The organism is Spirochaetota bacterium (assembly GCA_017999915.1).
In the GTDB taxonomy this organism is placed as follows: domain Bacteria; phylum Spirochaetota; class UBA4802; order UBA4802; family UBA5550; genus RBG-16-49-21.
Map to the genome: position 1 here is coordinate 112117 of JAGNKX010000005.1, position 18394 is coordinate 130510.

The 18394-nt window shown below is 55.4% G+C and carries 12 protein-coding genes and 1 riboswitch; of the genes, 3 read left to right on the forward strand and 9 right to left on the reverse strand.

Going from position 1 to position 18394, the window contains the following annotated elements; genetic code table 11:
- Nucleotides 1–49: 49 nt before the first annotated feature.
- A riboswitch (cobalamin riboswitch) is annotated at nucleotides 50–174 on the forward strand.
- Between the two features lie 166 nt (nucleotides 175–340).
- Both KA369_09185 and KA369_09190 read left to right on the forward strand, forming a co-directional pair.
- Nucleotides 341–2425 (forward strand): TonB-dependent receptor, encoded by a 2085-nt coding sequence (locus KA369_09185; protein ID MBP7736130.1) that lies wholly within the window; start codon nucleotides 341–343, stop codon nucleotides 2423–2425.
- A gap of 45 nt (nucleotides 2426–2470) precedes the next feature.
- Nucleotides 2471–2995 (forward strand): hypothetical protein, encoded by a 525-nt coding sequence (locus KA369_09190; protein ID MBP7736131.1) that lies wholly within the window; start codon nucleotides 2471–2473, stop codon nucleotides 2993–2995.
- A gap of 259 nt (nucleotides 2996–3254) precedes the next feature.
- Here the strand turns inward: KA369_09190 and KA369_09195 are convergent, their stop codons facing one another.
- The 9 genes from KA369_09195 to KA369_09235 all read right to left on the reverse strand — a co-directional run bounded on the left by KA369_09195 (nucleotide 3255) and on the right by KA369_09235 (nucleotide 17442).
- Nucleotides 3255–4268, reverse strand: coding sequence for a response regulator (locus tag KA369_09195; GenBank protein MBP7736132.1), 1014 nt, complete (start codon nucleotides 4266–4268; stop codon nucleotides 3255–3257).
- Entirely contained in the window at nucleotides 4265–6655 is a 2391-nt protein-coding gene (locus KA369_09200) for a PAS domain S-box protein (protein MBP7736133.1), read from the reverse strand. Before KA369_09200 ends, KA369_09195 begins: the two co-directional genes overlap by 4 nt.
- Nucleotides 6656–6668: 13 nt before the next feature.
- The gene (locus KA369_09205; protein MBP7736134.1) at nucleotides 6669–7082 is read right to left on the reverse strand and encodes a response regulator; all 414 of its coding nucleotides are present in this window, start codon (nucleotides 7080–7082) and stop codon (nucleotides 6669–6671) included.
- 25 nt (nucleotides 7083–7107) lie between these two features.
- Nucleotides 7108–12000, reverse strand: coding sequence for a PAS domain S-box protein (locus KA369_09210; protein MBP7736135.1), 4893 nt, complete (start codon nucleotides 11998–12000; stop codon nucleotides 7108–7110).
- Nucleotides 12001–12496: 496 nt separating this feature from the next.
- Entirely contained in the window at nucleotides 12497–14371 is a 1875-nt protein-coding gene (locus KA369_09215) for an acyl-CoA dehydrogenase (protein ID MBP7736136.1), read from the reverse strand.
- A 461-nt stretch (nucleotides 14372–14832) separates the two neighbouring features.
- Nucleotides 14833–15387: a 2-oxoacid:acceptor oxidoreductase family protein gene (locus KA369_09220; GenBank protein ID MBP7736137.1), complete on the reverse strand. Its 555-nt coding sequence runs from the start codon at nucleotides 15385–15387 to the stop codon at nucleotides 14833–14835.
- Between the two features lie 40 nt (nucleotides 15388–15427).
- Nucleotides 15428–16180: a 2-oxoglutarate oxidoreductase gene (locus KA369_09225; GenBank protein MBP7736138.1), complete on the reverse strand. Its 753-nt coding sequence runs from the start codon at nucleotides 16178–16180 to the stop codon at nucleotides 15428–15430.
- 3 nt (nucleotides 16181–16183) lie between these two features.
- Nucleotides 16184–17236, reverse strand: coding sequence for a 3-methyl-2-oxobutanoate dehydrogenase subunit VorB (locus KA369_09230; GenBank protein ID MBP7736139.1), 1053 nt, complete (start codon nucleotides 17234–17236; stop codon nucleotides 16184–16186).
- Nucleotides 17233–17442: a 4Fe-4S binding protein gene (locus KA369_09235; GenBank protein ID MBP7736140.1), complete on the reverse strand. Its 210-nt coding sequence runs from the start codon at nucleotides 17440–17442 to the stop codon at nucleotides 17233–17235. The genes KA369_09230 and KA369_09235 overlap by 4 nt, the downstream gene beginning before the upstream one ends.
- A gap of 381 nt (nucleotides 17443–17823) precedes the next feature.
- Here KA369_09235 and KA369_09240 point away from each other — a divergent pair, with 381 nt between their 5' ends.
- Complete coding sequence (locus KA369_09240) at nucleotides 17824–18390, forward strand: cupin domain-containing protein (protein ID MBP7736141.1); 567 nt, start codon at nucleotides 17824–17826, stop codon at nucleotides 18388–18390.
- Nucleotides 18391–18394 lie beyond the last annotated feature (4 nt).

An 18394-nucleotide genomic window follows, 5' to 3' on the forward strand; every position in this document is an offset into this window, starting at 1 on the left:
CATCTTCCGCCAGCAATACCATAATTCTTATTGACAGATTATTCCTTGCAATTCTAATGTCACCTGTTGTTCTTTAACAACCTGGAGGAAGTCGGGTGCAAATCCCGCGCTGTCCCGCAACTGTAATTCCGCCACGGCGGATAAGTCAGAACTTCCATAACTGTGATATCCTCGAGGAACGGGAGCCAGTTGGTCATACTTCTTTCAAGAAGTTCATGTCTGACACAAAAAACGCGCCCTCGGGCGCGTTTTTTGTTCGCACAAATCATTATTGCTCTTCAGACTTTCGGATATCCAGCAGTAAAGAATTAAATATTCTATAACTACTGGAGGCCGTTTCATGCAACATACCTGGAAAAATCTTTTTACTACCCTGTTGGCTGTTCTTTTCCTTTACAATCAGGCGTCAAGTCAGCCTGCCGGAAAAGACCCGGACATCACAAAGAAAGATACCGCAAAAGAATCGGAACAAGCCCCGCCCGACGACAAGGAGAAAGAAGAAAAACACGGTAAAACCAGCGGGGAAATCGTTATCACCGCGACAAAGACCGGTATCAACAAAAAAGAAACCGGATCATCCATCACCGTTATTACAGCTGAGGAGATCGACCGGACGAAAAAAATGAAAGTCGTGGACATCCTCAAGAACACGCCGGGCATATCCGTCTCACAGAGCTCGCCCATGGGAGGGTTGGCGGACCTGTACATGCGCGGCACCGCGTCAAATCATACGACGGTCCTTATAGATGGAGTTAAAGTCAATGAACCATCCTCTCCTGGTCATGGCTTCGATTTCGCCCATCTCACCACGGACAATATCGAGCGGATTGAGATCGTTCGCGGGTCCCAGAGCGTCATGTACGGCTCCGACGCCATCGGCGGCGTCATCAACATCATCACAAAAAAGGGCGCGGGAAAACCGAAGGTGAACATCCAGGCCGAGGGCGGGTCCTTTAAAACCTTCAAGGAATCCGCCGGCATCAGCGGGGGCACCGATTGGGCCTACTATTCCTTCGGCGTGTCCCGGACCGATTCGGAGGGGTTCTCGCGGACTTCCACATGGCGGGGCCTGCGCAAATCCCTTCTGAAGAACCGTCGCGACGGCTACGAGACCACGGCGGTATCCACGCAGCTGGGCCTGAAGACCATCCATGACAGCTGGCTTTCAATGGCGCTCCGGTTTACCGACTCAAAAATGAAAATCGCCAATGGAGCCTTCGAGGAAGACATCAACCATACGTTCGAAAACCAGAACCTGGCCATGAACATCAAGTACAGCATTCCCCTGTTCGAGTGGTGGGAATCCACCCTCCTCTATTCATACATGTTCCAGAATCAGCGGGACAAGAACAGGCCCGACGCCTATGAATACGCGACCTCCTATGCGACAAGCGGCGGTTATCCATCGTTCAACTACTCCAACATGTCCTTCAAAGGCAAGATGATGTCCGGAGAATTCAAAAACAGGTTCTCCATCCTGGAATATGACGAGATCGTCTGCGGCGTGACCTATGAAAAAGAATGGGCCTCCACCATGCCCTACTGGTTTTCCTATAGCGAATTCTACACCGGCGCCATGGATCACACCGACCCCATTGATAAAAAAGCCGGAACCTGGGCTGTCTACGGGCAGAACCACCTGAAGCTGCTGAAGCGGATATTCGTCATTGCCGGGGTCCGCTACACCAGGCCCGATCATTTTCAAGACAGCGTTGATTACGGATTGTCCGGGTCATTCATCATCCCGGTTACCGAAACCAGGCTTAAAGGCAGCATGGGCACCGGCTACAAGATCCCGTCCCTGTACCAGCTTTATAATAAATTCGACCGGTATTACCAGTTCACCTGGGCCTACCTGAAGCCGGAGCGTACCGTCAGCTATGACGCCGGCATCGAGCAGCCACTGTGGAAGGACAGGATCGTGCTGGAGATCAACTACTTCAGCATCGATTACAAGAACCTGGTCGTCTATGACACCTTCATCGACAACAGCGGCAGGTACTGGAACAGCGACGCCCTTGCCCGGGGCGTGGAATGCATCGGATCGTTGAAGCCCATCGACGACCTGGCTATCAAGGGATATTACACCTATACCCGCTCCTATGACAGGTTTCTGCGCACCGGCGACATGATCCGCCGTCCGCGCCACCAGGGAGGCGTCTCCGTGAATTACACCTTCCTGAAAAAGGGAAACATAAATATCGGATTCACCTACGTGGGAAAGCGCAGGGATTATTACAGATTCCCTCATTTCAGTTATATGAATCCCTATTACAAGGTCGATGCCGCCGCGTCCTGGTGGATTATCGACCAACTCCAGGCCTTTGTCCGTGTCGAGAACGCCCTCAACAAAAAATACGACGAGGTCCGGGGATACAGGGCGGCTCCCTGCTCGGTCTACGGCGGTTTGAAAGCTGAATTCTGAGAAACACCATGTTCGCGTTGCCTGCCGCGGCAACGCGAACATATCTTGACAAAAATCATATACCCCGGAATATGCTGTCCCATGGGCATTTTCAGCAGGAACAAAGACGACTCAAAGGACTACACGAAAATCGCCAGGGAATTCGCCAGGATTCCCGATGGTGAAACCATCCCCAACGAGGGGGCATGCGCATTTTTCTACGACCATTTCACCTACGCCGGCGAAACAATACCGCTGAAAACCAGAGACGGCCATGTTTTTTTTCATATTGAAAACGACGATGTCATCCAGGAGATACTGGCCGGTGTTCCCACTGTCCACGTAGCCGAAGAAGACGGGAGGACCCTCATATCCGTGCTGTTCAAGACCGGAGGAACCATCAACTGGATACGGCTGGTCATTGACGCGGCCATCTCCCAAAGCCGCGAGATACTGCAATCGCTCATGAAAAGAAAAACCGTTACGGTGGGCCTGATCAATCTCGTCTACGGCGCCAGGGCCAAGGAGCGGATGCTGACGATCCCCATCCCCCCGGGCATCCTCGAGCAAATAAAAAAGGCCGCCGGATGATCTGCAATAATTTTGTCGTTTAGCCGTGTTCATTCACGCCGATCAGCATGGATTGGCGAAAAGTCGCATTTATCATCTTAAAACAAATTAATATCGGGGCCCATTGCCCTATCACCGTTGTTTGATTTGTCATCATGGTTCATTCAAACAAGTGCGGGGCCTGCATGATAGCTTATCGTAATGATTCCACGATGAGTATCTTTTTTTCCGGCATTCTACATTCCTCGGCACATGTTATTCTGCAGTAATAAACATCCTTCTATGAAACCTTCGGGAATGTGAACCCCCCGGCGAAAACCGTAATGCACGCGTCCACCGCTCCGGGATCATACAGCGTCCCCTTGTTTTTCTTCAGCTCATCGATGGCGACATCCGGCCCCAGCGCGGCCCTGTAGGGCCTGTGCGAGACGATGGCCTCGACCACGTCGGCGATGGTAATGATCCTGGCCTCCACGAGAATGTCGTCTCCGGCCAACCCCTGGGGATAGCCGGTACCGTTCATCTTTTCGTGATGCTGGTGCACCATGTCGGCAATGTGCCATGGAAAATCGATGTTCTTGAGGATAGTGTACCCGGTTTCCGGATGCAGCTTAATCAACTTGAATTCAATTTCGCTCAGGCGCGACGGCTTCGACAGGATCTCCGCGGGAACACCCAGTTTGCCGATATCATGGATCGACGCAGCCACGGCGATCCCCTCGACCGTGTCCTGCGCGAATCCCATCTCGCGGGCTATGGACGTGGCCAGGTCCGCCACGCGCCGCTGATGGCCGGCGGTGTAGGGATCCCTTGTCTCAACGGCCATGGCCATAGCCTCCGCGATACCCATGATGGTGTTCCGCAGCTTTTTATTCATGTCCTTCAGCTGCAACTCGCTTTCCCGCACCCTCCGGTCCGCATCGTGCTTGTGGATCGCGATCTCTATATTGCTGGTCAGCTCGCGGTCCTCGAAGGGCTTGATCAGGTACCCGTACGACATCGTGTCCCTGGCGCGATCGAGGATGCTTTCATCCGAAAAAGCCGTAAGGAAAATGACGGGGACGTCGTATTGTTCGCCGATGCGCCGCGCCAGCTCGACACCGTCCATGCCGCCCCTCAGCTTGATGTCAAGAAGTGCCAGCCCGGGCGGCTCATTCGCTATCATGCCGAGGGCTTCATCAGCTGTGCCGGCGATCCCGGCAACGCGGTAGCCCCCCCGCACAAGGCATTCCTTGATGTTTTCAGCCGTGATGAGTTCGTCCTCGACGATAAGTATTTTCTTATCAAATCTCATTGCGCAGCCTCCAGCTTGTGAGGAATGGTGATGATGAATTCGACGCCGTTATTTCTTATGATATCAAGGGTGCCCTCGATCTGGTTGGTCAATATCCGGACAAGACGCATACCCAGGGAACCGGACGTCTCCATGACAAAATCATCGGGAAGGCCCACGCCGTCATCCCTGACGGACAGCCGGTACGAGTGTTCGTCTTTGGCGGCCAGGGCGACGACAACGGAACCGCGGCGGCCGCCAGGAAAGGCGTATTTGAACGCATTGGTAAGGAGCTCGTTCAGGATGAGGCCGCAGGGCACGGCGATATCGATGCCGAGTGAAAGCGGCGCCACGTCGTATACGATGGCTATCCGCTCAGGATCGACACGAATGGATTGAATGACCGTTGCAACCAGGCTGGTTACGTACCCCTTAAAATCGATTTTGCTTAAATCCTCCGATTGATACAGCTTTTCGTGGACGATGGCCATTGATTTTATGCGGTTTTGCATTTCATAGAATACGTCCCCGATGTTCCTGTACTTGTCCAGGTATGTCAGCTGTAGGCCCATGAGGCTCGATATGACCTGCATGTTGTTCTTGACACGGTGATGGATTTCCCGGAGAAGGATTTCCTTTTCGCGCAGGGAAGCTATTATTTTTTCCTCGGCGCGCTTCCGTTCCGTGGTATCAATGAGAACGCCGTTTAACGCCGTAACGCGGCCATCGACGGTCACCGGATTGACCGATGTCCGCACGTAATGGATATCATTGTTCTTGTCAATGACCCTGTACTCGAGGGCGGTATTGGCGCCCTCCATCGTCTTGACAAACTGGCTGTAGACGGCCTCATAGTCATCGGGATATATAAAATCCCGGAAGTTCCTGCCGATGATCTCTTCAGCGGCATAGCTGAACAATCGAGTGCACCCTGAACTTATATAGGTAACATCACCCCTGGCGTTGAGGGTGTATATCACGTCATTGAGATTTTCCACCAGGGTGCGGTACTTTTCCTCGCTCTCACGGAGGGCCTCCTCGATGCGCCGGCGCTTCAGGGCGATGCCGACGGTGAGCCCGATGCTTTCATAGAATTCGATCAGGTCCGGGGTGAACAGGTTTTTTTTGAAGGAATTGAGCTGGAGGAGGCCTGTTATCTCCTCGCCGGACCGAAGCGGGATAAGCGCCACGGACCGATACCCATAGATGGCGCATCTGTTCCTGTTCCTTATCATTGAACCCGGCGTGTCAGTCATTACCGGCAGCATCGAAATATCATTGGTCCAGAAGCTCCCGCCGCCGGTGAAGGACTCTGCGGTGAAATCGGTTTTTCCTTTCAGGACCTGGCCGCAGAGACATTCAAGGGCCGCCATGCCGTCATCGCCGGTGATTATCGCACCCTCTTTATTTTTTGCGCAAAGGTCATTCTCCGACATGACGAAGTTGTCGTCAAACCCTTCATAATAATAGTACGGGTAATCGCTTCCCTGCTGGAGCCTCAGGCCCACCGCGTCAAACCCGTAATGGTGCTTCAGCAGGTTGATAGCATCCTGGATTATCGAGTGGGTGTCGTTTTCCCGGTTTATCGTTTCGAGGATGTAGCCCATCAGTGCCTGGCGCTCCGCCGCTGTTTTTCTCGTCGTGATGTCCCTGACAACCGTGGCCACGTGGCCCTCGCGGGGACGGTACGCGCTGATCTCGAAATGGCGGCGCGCCGACACGGAATGGTACTCGAAATGATCGGGCGCGCCGGTCCGGACGACATTCACGAAACGCTCGAACAGCTCATCGCCGACCTGCGGGTACGCCTCCCGGAGGGTTTTCCCGATTATCTCCTCGCGCGTGCGCCCCAGTGATGCCGCGTAGGAATCATTGAGATCTATATAAAGAAAATCCCCCGGCTTATCGTCTTCCGCGCCGAGATGCTCCAGCAACGCAAAGGAGTCCATCATCATCTCAAAAAGCTGCCGGTAGCGGACCTCGCTCTTGTACAAACGTTTTTCCGTTTTTCTTTTATTGCGCCGCATTTCGGCCTCGACCAGTTCCCGCTCGAGGACCGGCGCCAGGCGCTTCAGGTTTCCCTTCATGATATAGTCATGGGCCCCGGCCTTCATGACTGCGACGGCCGTTTCCTCTCCTATTGAACCGGAAACGATGATGAAAGGAATATCCCTGCCGCTCTCTTTCAGCACGACAAGGGCGCCGAAGGAGCTGAAGCGAGGCATGGAGTGATCGGAGATAACCGCGTCCCATTCCGCTCTCCCGAGGGCGTCACGCATCTTCTCGGCCGTTTGCACCCTCTCGAAATTGAGGTCATATCCGGCCTTCGACAATTCCCTGGTCAGAAGAATGGCGTCCTCTTCAGAGTCCTCTACGATAAGGATGCTAATGCGCTTCTTTTCGTCCATGGATCGCGGCCTCCTATTGCGCCGTAGGCAGTTCGTTCAGCACCAGCCAATACAGGCCCAGGCTCTGGATCGCCTCTATGAATTTATCGAAATCGACCGGTTTCCGTATATAACTGTTCGCGCCGTTGGAATATCCCTTGATCAGGTCGCTTTCCTCCCGGGACGACGTGAGAATGACCACCGGCAGGAGCCTCGTCCGTTCGTCGGCCCGTATGCGCCTGAGGACTTCCAGGCCGTCGATTTTGGGTAGATTCAGGTCAAGGAGAACCACGGCCGGGACTATCCTGTCGCTGCCATGAAGCATTTCAAGGGCCTCCTCTCCATCCCGGGCCACCATGAGCTCATTGGCGACATTGCTTTTTTTAAAGGCACGCTTCGTCAGCTCCACGTCATCGGGATTATCCTCGACAAGCAGTATCATTTTCATCATAAGGCGCCTCCATGCAAGCTATCTATTTGAGAGTAAACAATATCGTCGCCCCTTTCCCCTCTTCGCCTTCGGCCCATATCGTTCCCCCGTGTCGGGTAATGATCCGCTTGACAAGGGCAAGGCCTATGCCGGTGCCTTCGAATTCGTCATCGCCGTGGAGGCGCTGGAAGGGCGCAAAGAGCTTGTCCGAGTATTTCATGTCAAATCCGGCGCCGTTGTCCCGCACGAAAAAGGCCGGTCCATCACCCTGCTCAATGACGCCGAATTCTATGCGCGCGCTGTCCCGCTTCGATGTGAATTTCCACGCGTTGCCGATAAGATTCTCCAGAACGATGCGGAGAAGCGCCGGGTCGCACCTCGCCGAAAGGCCCGGCCGGATAACGAACTCGGCCTTCCGCCCGGGATCACGCTCCTCCAGGGCCCGGGCCACGGAAAGGGCAAGGCCGCTCAGGTCCACGTCACTCGCCGATAAACCGGCGCGGCTGACGCGCGAAAGCCGCAGTATGTCATCGATGAGGTTCCCCATCCGCTGGCTGGCATTCCGCAGGCGCTTCAGGTAATCCTTCCCCCGCTCATCCAGTTTATCCCCATAATCCTCGATGACCGCCTGGCTGAAGCCGTCGATGCCGCGGAGCGGGGCGCGCAGGTCATGGGACACCGAGTAGGAGAAGGATTCGAGCTCGCTGTTGGCCTCTTCAAGGCGGCGGGCATAACGGATCAACTCCTCCCGGGCGCGCTTCACTTCCCTGAAATCCATGACCGTGGACCTGCTCCTGACAAATGTTCCGGCCGTGTCCCTGATGGCGGTGGCGCTTATGATCACCGGAAACACCGTCCCGTCCTTTCGCACCATGTCTACTTCAAGATCATTGACGAAGCCGCGCTCCTTCAGCGTGGGAAAATTATCCTGAAAAACATGAAGGCTCTCCCGCGTGATAACGTCCGTGAACGACATCTTTCCAAGCACTTCGTCCCTCCGGTATCCGAGCCATTCAAGCTCGGTATCATTGATTTCCACGAACAGGCCGCTGCTGTCAATGGAGTGATACCCGCAGGGCGCATGGTTGTACAGGTCCTCCACGCGGAGCGCGTTGGCAACGATGGCGGCATTGGCTTCCTCAAGCTGCGCCGTCCGTTCAGAGACCCGCTTTTCCAGGCCGTGGTACAGATCAATGTTGTCAAGGGCCGTGCCCGCGGCTTCGGCCAGCGCCTCGATAAGGCGCACCTCGTCGGGCTGGGGAGTATACGCGCCGGCCCAGTAGCATCCGATCGCGCCCAGCGGATCGGAGATTCTCATGGGAGCTATGACCATGCTTTTCACGAATGTGTTCCGGTACGCGTCCGCCGGCACCCTGGGATCGTTATACACATCCTCCACAACCGCCGTTCTTTTATTCATCATGACCCATCCGCTGGCGCAGGCCTCCAGGGGAAACCGCCGGCCCTTCCAGAGGGGCCCGATGGCGTCCTCGTCCGCGTAAAAGCACCGGTCCCCCTCCCGCAGGATGAACGTAACGCCGTCCGAGCCGGAAATACCCTGCGCCGTTTTCCGCACGACCGCCATGACGTCCTCCAGGCTCCGGGCTGCCGCCAGTTTCAGCACGGCCCCGCTCAGGAGTTTCAGGCGGTCATTGAGCTGCTTGATTTTCTCCTCGGCGCGCTTTATTTCGGTGATATCCATGACCGTCCCGACAATGGAAACAAGAGCGCCGCCTTCGTCGTACTGGCCCTGAAATGACGAATAATAGTATCCGATGCTGTTGTCCGGACGGAGAAAACGCTGTTCATAAGAGCCCTCCTGGCGCGATTCAATGGCTTTCCGGATCAGCTCCCGGTCCCGTTCATGGTCTTCCGGCCACGGCGACAGCGCGAGGACCGAATCGATCTGCGGCTTGAACTTTTTCGGGTCGAGCCTGAATATGTTATAGATCTCCTCGGACCATTCGACATCGCCGGTCTTGATGTCCCAGAACCAGTACCCCAGGTGGGCGATTTCCTTGGCCTCTTTCAATCTCCGCTCGCTCGCCCGCAGCGCCTCTTCCGTGCGCCTCCATTCGGTAATATCGCGGGCTATGCCAAGGATGCCGAGAAGCTTTCCGTCCCTGTCGCGCATGGGCGTTTTGATGGTTTCCAGTAAAGCGCGTCGGCCGTCGTCGGCGAAGGTGACCCATTCCTCGTTGACGGTGGGCCGGCCGGCGTCCAGGGCCTCGCGGTCCTTCTGCCGGAAAAAATCGGCCAGCTCCCTGTCCACGAAATCGTAATCCGTCCTGCCCAGGATGTCCGATTCCTTGGCGCCGAAAAAGCGCTCGAAGGGCGGATTGCACAGCAGGTAGGCCCCGTCGGGATCCTTCAGCCATACCAGGTCCGGTATCGTACTCACCAGGGTCCGCAGGCGGGCCTCGTTCTCCGCCAGGGTCATCAGCGTGCGCTTGCGTTCCGTAACGTCCCACACGACCGATATCATCAACCCGCTCCCGGAAAGGGGTATATTCCGCGCGGTTATATACGTGGTCTCTTCACCCCCGCGGGCTAACGGTATGTCGGTCCAGTTCATCCTTTCGGGGTCTCCGCTCGCGCAGTCTTCCAGCACCCTCCTCCTGATGTCCTCCCGTAATTCCGCATTCTCGTAGACGGCGTCCCAGAAGTTGTCGGGATCGGCCAGCTTTTCCCTTGTCGTTCGGTACAGGGCGGGAAACCTGTCGTTCATATACTTGAATTCAACGGACGGTTCGATCGAATTTACGGCAATGCCGATGGGAAGATTATCCAGGACCACCCGTATGAATTGCTCGTTTTTCCGCAGGGCCTCCTCGGCGCGCTTCCGGTCGCTGATGTCATTGATGCTGGACAGGATGACTTGCTCGTTTCGAAGCGGCATGAATTCGGCCGAGAACAGCCCGATCATGATCTCGCCGTTCTTTATTCTGAATTGTATCTCCCGCCCGATCACCGGGACGCCGTTCATCAGGTCCCGGACCACCCGATCGCGGTCCCCGCTATTGGCCCAGAGATTCAGCCCGATCGAGGAATCAGACATCACTTCCTCCCGGGAATAGCCGGTAATCCGGTTGAAGGCTTCATTCACGTCGACGAATTTTCCATCGTCGGGCCTGGTGATGGTTATGGCATAGGGCGAGGTCCGGAACGCCAGAGAGAATTTCTCCTCGCTTTCCCGCAGCGCTTCCGCGGCCTCAATCTGCTCCCGAACGTATCGTTCGTCCCGCCTGCGCCAGACTATCCATAATCCGGCGCCGACGCCGGTGACAAGCCCCGCCGTCACGACCAACATCGACCAGAATCGCCCCCGCACCGGCTCATACACCTCCTCCGCGTCCATGCGGGCCACAAGAAACCAGGGAGAATCCGGTACGGCGCGCAGCGCCGCGACGACCGGGACGCCCCGGTAATCGATCCCATCGAAGATACCTTTCACGCCCCTGACGGCGGCGGCGGCGGGAAGCAGCTTATTGGATAAAGGGAATTTCAGCCTGAGCGCCGCATTTTTTTCGAATTTGAGATCGTTTAAATACAATACATGGTCATTCTCCCTGCGAACCAGGAGAGTTTCCGCGGTTCGGCTTTCCGCCGGCCATCGCGTTACCATCGGATACAGAAACCTGCCGGGATCAATGAACATTACGACAAAACCAAAGGGCGGCGATCCGCCCGGGGCATCCACGAGGGGAACGATAACGGACAGATAAATGGACGTATCCGGAGTGTCACGATGGAAATCGGAAATGATCACCCTGCCCGCCCTCCGGGCATCGGCAAGAAGGCCCGGCAGATGTCCGCAGCGATTCACTACTCTGCCCTTGACGGTAACATAAACGACACCGCCGGCGTCCATCAAAAAGATCGTGTCATATTTATACGCGGCCTGAATCTTTCCCAGCCAGGAATCGATCTGAAGCCGAAGGGCGGCGTCGCCAGGATTAGCAAAATAACCCCTCGCCAGGCCATTAAATGTAATATTATTGAATAAAGTGCTTCCATCACCCACCCGCTCCTTCCGCCATCTATGGAGCTCTTCAACTTTCAATTCGGCGATGGATGACAGCTTGCGTATCGTCTGTTCGCGGTATTGATCGAGAAACTGGCGATAATTAATGAACCCCGCGACGATTATCCCCGCCGTCAAAGCCATGAAAAGCGCGATGATCGCGACCGGTATGGGCTTACTCCGGTCGAACTGGGGAGCCGCCTCCAGAAACTTGTACCGGTACATGCCCCAGGCGATCATCATCGACCCCAGGGCGAAGCTTTGAGGCAGGGGATTCAGCTTGACGCCGGGGACCACGTTGAACGTGGCCAGAAGCGCGCCGGCGATCATCACCAGGGTGCCGGCGCCCAGTATGACCGCCTGACCGCGCTGGCCCCGCCTCAGGCGGATAGCCGAGGCCAGGAGAAGAACCAGGCCGGCCAGCGTCATCCCGTAGGTATAGAGATTATGCACGGCAAACCAGGGGCCCAGGATGCGCACGGAGGTTTCCGGGATAAAAAAAGCCCCTGCCCGGCTGAAAAGAACATCTCGTTTCACCCAGAGGCCATGGTGGTCATTCGTCCAGATCATCACCTGCGTAACCAGGGGTATTACACAAAGCGCGGCGATTCGGAGGTTTGTAAGGACACGATCCATGCCGGTATACTGGATTACGAAAACCAGCCAGAGCACGGGGATCGTCGCGAAGCAAAAAATGCGCAGGTTGAACCAGAATAGCGCCCATTCTTCAGTCGGGCCTATCATGGAAACGCCCTGGAAAACCGATAAAAGGCTCACCAGGAGAGCGATAAGGGCATATATGGCGGCGCCTCTGGAGGTGTTACGTTTACGCCATGAGTAACGGGCTATGCAGGCCATGATGGCGGCTGTTATGGCGATGGAGGCAAAGTATACAATGTGATGCCAGGTCATAAGGCGATTTCGCTCCGTTAATATAGAGATTAACAAGAAATCGATACTTGAGGTAAGCCCTGGCGGTATTCCATTGAACATGAGTCTTATTCCAATGAAACACCTTCAGCTAGATACCCGCATTACGGCGGTTTTATGCTTAACTTACTACATATCTATCCATACAACATACAACATATTTCTCCCGGCGGTCAGGTAATAGTAATGTATATAACATTTCGATTAAAGTCAATAGTTCCAAAGTTTAGCATCACTAAACCTTGGTGCTAAACAATCGACTTTTAAGCCTAATGGATACAGGCAATAGACAGATATGTGCAGGTTCTTTTAAATCGACAATGTGATGATGCTTTAACAGGAAGGCTATTAATGCCCAGGGCAAGAATTGGGCAATGTCGGATGATCAAGATCGGAGTTCCTGGAAATACCAGGCATAAATATAAAAAAGGCCGCCGGATTACCCGGCGGCCTTTCAGTTTCTTCTTTAACGTATCGCTTACTGCTCCGGCGCCCCGGAGAATATCGCCGATGTCGTTTTGACGACCGCGGCCTCTCCCTGAAGGATGTACTCGCACTTGCCGAAGAACTTCTGGAATTCCGCGCCGATATAGAACTGGGCGGAAAGCATACGGCCGTAGTAGTAGGCGGCTTCCGCGTTGTCCGCGAGAAGCTTTTCGAGGTCCGCGCCCTTCTTGTCGCCGACAAGCTCTTTCGCCTTCGGGTTTACCAGCGTCAGCGCCCAGAGGTGTATGAAGGCGTAGGACAGCATCGCGAAGGCCTGCTGCATCGGCGTCGCGTTGGCGAAAATGTGCAGGTACTTGCCGCCGTCCATGAGGCCCTTCATGTACTTGACGACCTCGTCAATCTTGGCAAGGCCCTTTTCCATAATGGAGAGGTACTTGTCGTCGACGGCGCCCTTGGCCTTCTTGATGGTCTCGTTGATTATTTTCACATAGGCCTTGTAGTTGTAGAAATCCTTGTCCATAAGAAGCTTCCGCATCGCCAGGTCCATCGATTGGATGCCATTGGTCCCTTCATAGAGCGTGAGGATCTTGGCGTCGCGGGCGTACTGCTCGACCGGGTAGTCGGAGCAGAAACCATAGCCGCCGTAGCACTGGATGGCGTCAGCGGTGACTTCCCACGCGGTGTCGGTGTTGCCGGCCTTGTTGATAGGAATCAGGAAATCAAGCATCGCCTGCGCTTCCTTCTTGGCCTCGTCCTTATGCACATGGGTAAGGTCCGTCAGGTAGCCGCAGTACAGGGTCAGGGTCCTCATGGCCTCGACCCGGGCTTTCATGGAAAGGAGCATCCGCTTGACATCCGGGTGGTTCATGATGGTGGCGCTCTTCGCGTCGGGCTTCATCATGTCTTCGGGCCGCTTGCCCTGCACCCGGTTCCGGGCGTAAGTGACGGCGTGCATGTAGGCCGCGCTGGATACCGACGCGCCCTGGCCGCCGACATAGAGACGGGCCTCGTTCATCATCTGGAACATGATCTTCATTCCCTGACGGGCCTCGCCCATCAGGAATCCCTGGCACTTGCCTTCGTCGCCGAAGACCATGGTGCAGGTCGGGTTTCCGTGGATCCCCATCTTGTGCTCGATGCCGGCGCACTGGACGTCATTGGGCTCGCCCATGGAGCCGTCATCCTTGATGCGGTACTTCGGCACAAGGAAGATCGATATGCCCTTGGTCCCCTCGGGATCGCCTTCGATCCGGGCGAGGACGGGGTGAATGATGTTCTTTGAAAAATCGTTTTCGCCGGCGGATATGAATATCTTCTGGCCCTTGATCGAATAGGTGCCGTCGGCATTCTTGGTCGCCTTGGTCTTGAGGGCGCCCACATCGGATCCGGCGTCGGGCTCGGTGAGGCACATGGTGCCGCCCCATTCGCCGGTAAGCATCTTGTCGACGACCGCCTTCTTCCAGGGATGGTCGGGCAGGAACTTCATATACATGTTGCAGGCGCCGATGGACAGCATCGGGAACATGGTAAAGGCGCAGCTGGCCGCGGTGAAGTAATCGGTTACGGTATAGTATATGGATTCCGGCATTCCCATGCCGCCCCATTTGGGATCGGTGGCAACGCTCATAAAACCCGCCTCATAGTAAGCCTTCAGGCCGGCGAAATATTCCTGGGGAATAGCGACCTTTTTCGTCGAGGCATCATACTTCGCGCCGCTCTTGTCGGCTGCGGCGTTGATGGGATAAACCTGCTCGACCGATATTGTTTCGGCAAGGTCAACGACGCTTTCCATGGTGTCTTTGTCAAAATCGGCAAACTTTTCGAACTTGGTCAGCTTATCGACTTCGAACAATTCAAATAATATGAACTTGGTGTCCCGTGAATCAACAATAGGATTTGCAGCCATAAATCACTCCTCCGTATAAATATAGTATACCATCCCCGAATGCGGATATATATGCACACACATTATAAGCCAAGGATTATTGGCGCCCCTTTTTTTGTCAAATAATATTGGCGCGAAACCAATACCTGATTTTTGTTATTTTGCACAGGATGTCAGATTTGTATATGGATTGATCAACCCTCACCCCGCCTCCCCTCGAAACGGCTCGGGACAGGCCGGCGCGCACTCTACATGGTTCGACCTCACCCGCGCTCCGCGCGCACTAAGCGACAGGATGTCGCGCATGCAGCATCGTACACGGATGTACAAGATGCTGCCTCCCATTAAGCTTTGATAAAAGGAGAGGGCTCATCGTCAATCCCCCCTTCTCCTTTCTTCAATTCTCAATGGGAGAAGGGGCTGGGGGATGAGGGTAAGCCTGATATATAAAATGACGGGGTGATGCGATATACAGCGGATATTTACTTCTTCAGTTCTTTCGCAAGCTCTATGCCCCGCTCAATCGCCTTCAGGTTGTCAGGAATGGTTTCCTTGAGACGGGCGGGGATAACCCTGTCGATAACGGCCTTCAGGTCGTTAAAATCGAGGAACGGAAGCCCCTCGACGAAACAGCCCAGGGTGATCATGTTGGCCATTTTAGGATTGCCCATGGCCACGGCTTCCTCGTTGAACCTGACCTTTAAGACGGTGACGCCGTCTTTCGTTTTGATCATGTCATCCGGGATGAGACTGGAGTTGGCGATCAGCACACTCCCCTTTTCCAGCATCCCCTGGTAGAAATCCAGGCCGATGGCGTCCAGCGCCAGCAGGGCCCTGGGATTGTTGGTTATGGGCGAGCCGATCTCCTCATCGGAGACGATAACGTACACATTGGTCCTGCCGCCGCGCTTTTCCACGCCGTAGGAAGGAAGGTAGGTCACCTCCAGGTTCTTTTCCATGGAGGCAAGGGCGACCATGAGGCTGATGGTCTGTATCCCCTGCCCGCCGAAGCCGGTCATTATCACGTCGTAGTACATAAAATCTCCGTTTCTGTTAACGTGGGGTTTAAACCCCACGCTATAAGAAATCCTTCCCGGTCCTTTCCTTGAACACGCCCAGCGGAAAGTAGGGGATCATCTCGTTCTCTATCACGTCCAGGGCTTCCACCGGGGAAACCCGCCAGTTGGTATTGCATGTGGACAGGAGCTCGACCATCGAGAATCCCATCTGGTTGATCTGCATCTCGAAGGCCTTGATGATGGCCTTCTTCGCCTGGATCACGTTCTTCGGCTTGTGGAGAGAGACCCGCGCCGAGTAGGCCACGCCTTCAAGGGTCGCCAGGAGCTCGGCCATCCTGATGGGATATCCCTCGGTCTGGAAATTCCTTCCGTAGGGGGACGTGGTGGTCTGCTGGCCCAGGAGCGTGGTGGGGGCCATCTGCCCCCCCGTCATGCCGTACACGGAGTTATTGATGAATATGACGGTAATGTTCTCCCCGCGGTTCGCGGCATGAATGATCTCCGACGTCCCGATGGCGGCCATGTCGCCGTCGCCCTGGTAATTGAAGATGATCTTGTCCGGCTGGGCGCGCTTCATCCCCGTGGCCACCGCCGGGGCCCTGCCGTGGGGCGCTTCGAGAACGTCGATGGAAAGATAATAATAGAGGAACACGCAGCAGCCCACGCCGGGCACGCCAATGGTCCGATCGGTGACGCCCAGCTCGTCCAGGGCCTCGGCCACCAGGCGGTGCGCTATGCCGTGGGTGCAGCCGGGACAGAAATGGGTCGGTCTATCGGTGAGGCACTCGCTCCTGCTGAATACTTTGTTCATGGGTCACTCCAGGGCCTTTCTGATCTCCGCCAGCACCTCGTTGGGGAACGGGATGCCGCCGCCGGGCCTGCCGTAGAAGGATATCTTCGCGTCCTTGTGGGCGGCTATTTTCACGTCATAGAGCATCTGGCCGGTGTTCATTTCCACCACCAGTATGTTTTTTATCCTTTCCGAATGGCGGTATACCTGCTCGGCCGGGAAGGGGAAGAGCGTGATCGGCCGCAGCAGGCCGATCCTCATCCCCTGCTCCCTGGCCATCCCTATCGCCGTCTTGGCGATGCGGGACGGCGTGCCGAAGGCCACTATCATGAGCTCGGCGTCATCGAGGTATTTTTCCTCCCAGAGGACCTCGTTGGCGCGGACCTCGTCATATTTTTTCTGAAGCACGAGGTTGTGCTGTTCCTGCTCGCCGGGCCCCAGGTAGAGCGACTTGAGGAGCTGCGGCTTCCGCCCTTCGCGTCCCTTCAGCGCCCACGGTTTTTCCGGTATCACGATGGGATGGTCCGGCGTGAGGCGGCACGGCTCCTGGAACTGGCCCACCATGGCGTCCGCCAGTATGACCGAGAGCATCCGGTACTTGTCGGCCAGCTCGAAGCCCCTGATGGTGAGATCGAACATCTCCTGGACCGACGCCGGCGCCAGCACGATGTTGCGGTAATCGCCATGGCCGCCGCCGTGGACCGCCTGGGTGTAGTCGCCCTGGGTGGGGGATATGCCGCCGAGACCGGGGCCGCACCTCATGATGTTGACCACCAGGCCCGGGATATCGGAACCGGCGATATAGGAGAACCCCTCCTGCATGAGGGAAATGCCGGGGCCTGACGATGATGTCATGGAGCGGGCCCCCGACGCGCCGGCGCCGAGGACCATGTTGATCGAGGCGATCTCGCTCTCCGCGGGGATGAAGGTGCCGCCGTACTTGGGAAGCTCCTTCGCGAGGTATTCGGGAATGTCATTCTGCGGCGTAATGGGGTATCCGAAATAGAACCGGCACCCCGCCTGTATCGCCCCCTCGGCAAGGGCGATGTTGCCCTTGGTCAGCTTCTTCTCGGTCATTTGAACACCTCTATGGCGTTATCGGGGCACATGAGCGCGCAGGTCTTGCAGGCCGTACACTGTTCTTCCCCGCCCTCGGAAAATTGCGCCGGGAAATAACCCACCCGGTTATGCTTGTCGGAGACAATGATGATCTGCTTGGGACAGAACTTGATGCAGAAATAACATCCCTTGCATCGGTCCGCGTCTATCGTAATGTGGGCCATACCGGCGTTTGACGATCCTTTTTAACTTTTTAGTCAGTATTAAAATATCTTACAGAATATTGAATACCTTACGCATCAATTTTAAACCCTTGCCCGGCCGCCGAAGGCGGCGGGGTAAAGGTCATTTACTACACGCAATTGAGTAAAATTTAATATAATTACAAATATTAGTCAAGTAAAACATTTTCATCCTCATATACACTCTATCGAAATTACCTTTTTTAAGTCAACAAAAACTGGCCGGATACTCAAAAAATTAGCCCCGGACGCGCCGCCAGTCATGCATGGCATCCAGGAATCATCGCCATGAGAAATTATATTTGACAGATAAACCTTCACACATTTCATTAAATGTAACAGATAAAAGAGCAGAGAGGGAACATGGACAACACCGACGTCAAAGTGGGAGAAAAGATAAAAAAATACCGCGAATCCATGGGCATGTCCCTGGCGGACCTTGCCGAGCGCACCGGGTTTTCCCCCGCCTTCATATCCCAGCTCGAGAACCATCTCATCTCGCCGCCCCTTGGGGCGCTGATGAAAATCGCCCGCTCCATCGGCATTGAAATCGGCATGCTCTTTAACCAGAAGGGCACGGCGCCCTTCACCATCGTCCGCAAGGACGAGCGGGTGCCGACGTCCCGGGTCGCCTCAAAGGAAGGGGTCCGGTACGGCTATTCCTACGAATCGCTGGCGCCGGAAAAGATAAACCGCAAGATGGAGCCCTTCCTGGTCACCCTGGAGCCGGTCGCAAAAAAGGGCGTTCCTTACAGCCATGACGGGGAGGAATTTCTCTTTGTCCTTGAGGGGAAAGTGGAGATCCAGCTCGGCGCGCACACGGACATCCTCGAGGCGGGGGACAGCATCTACTACGATTCAAAGCTCGACCATCGGGTCGCCTGCGCCGACGACAAGCCGGCGCGGATCATCGCCGTCATCTACGCCTGAGTGA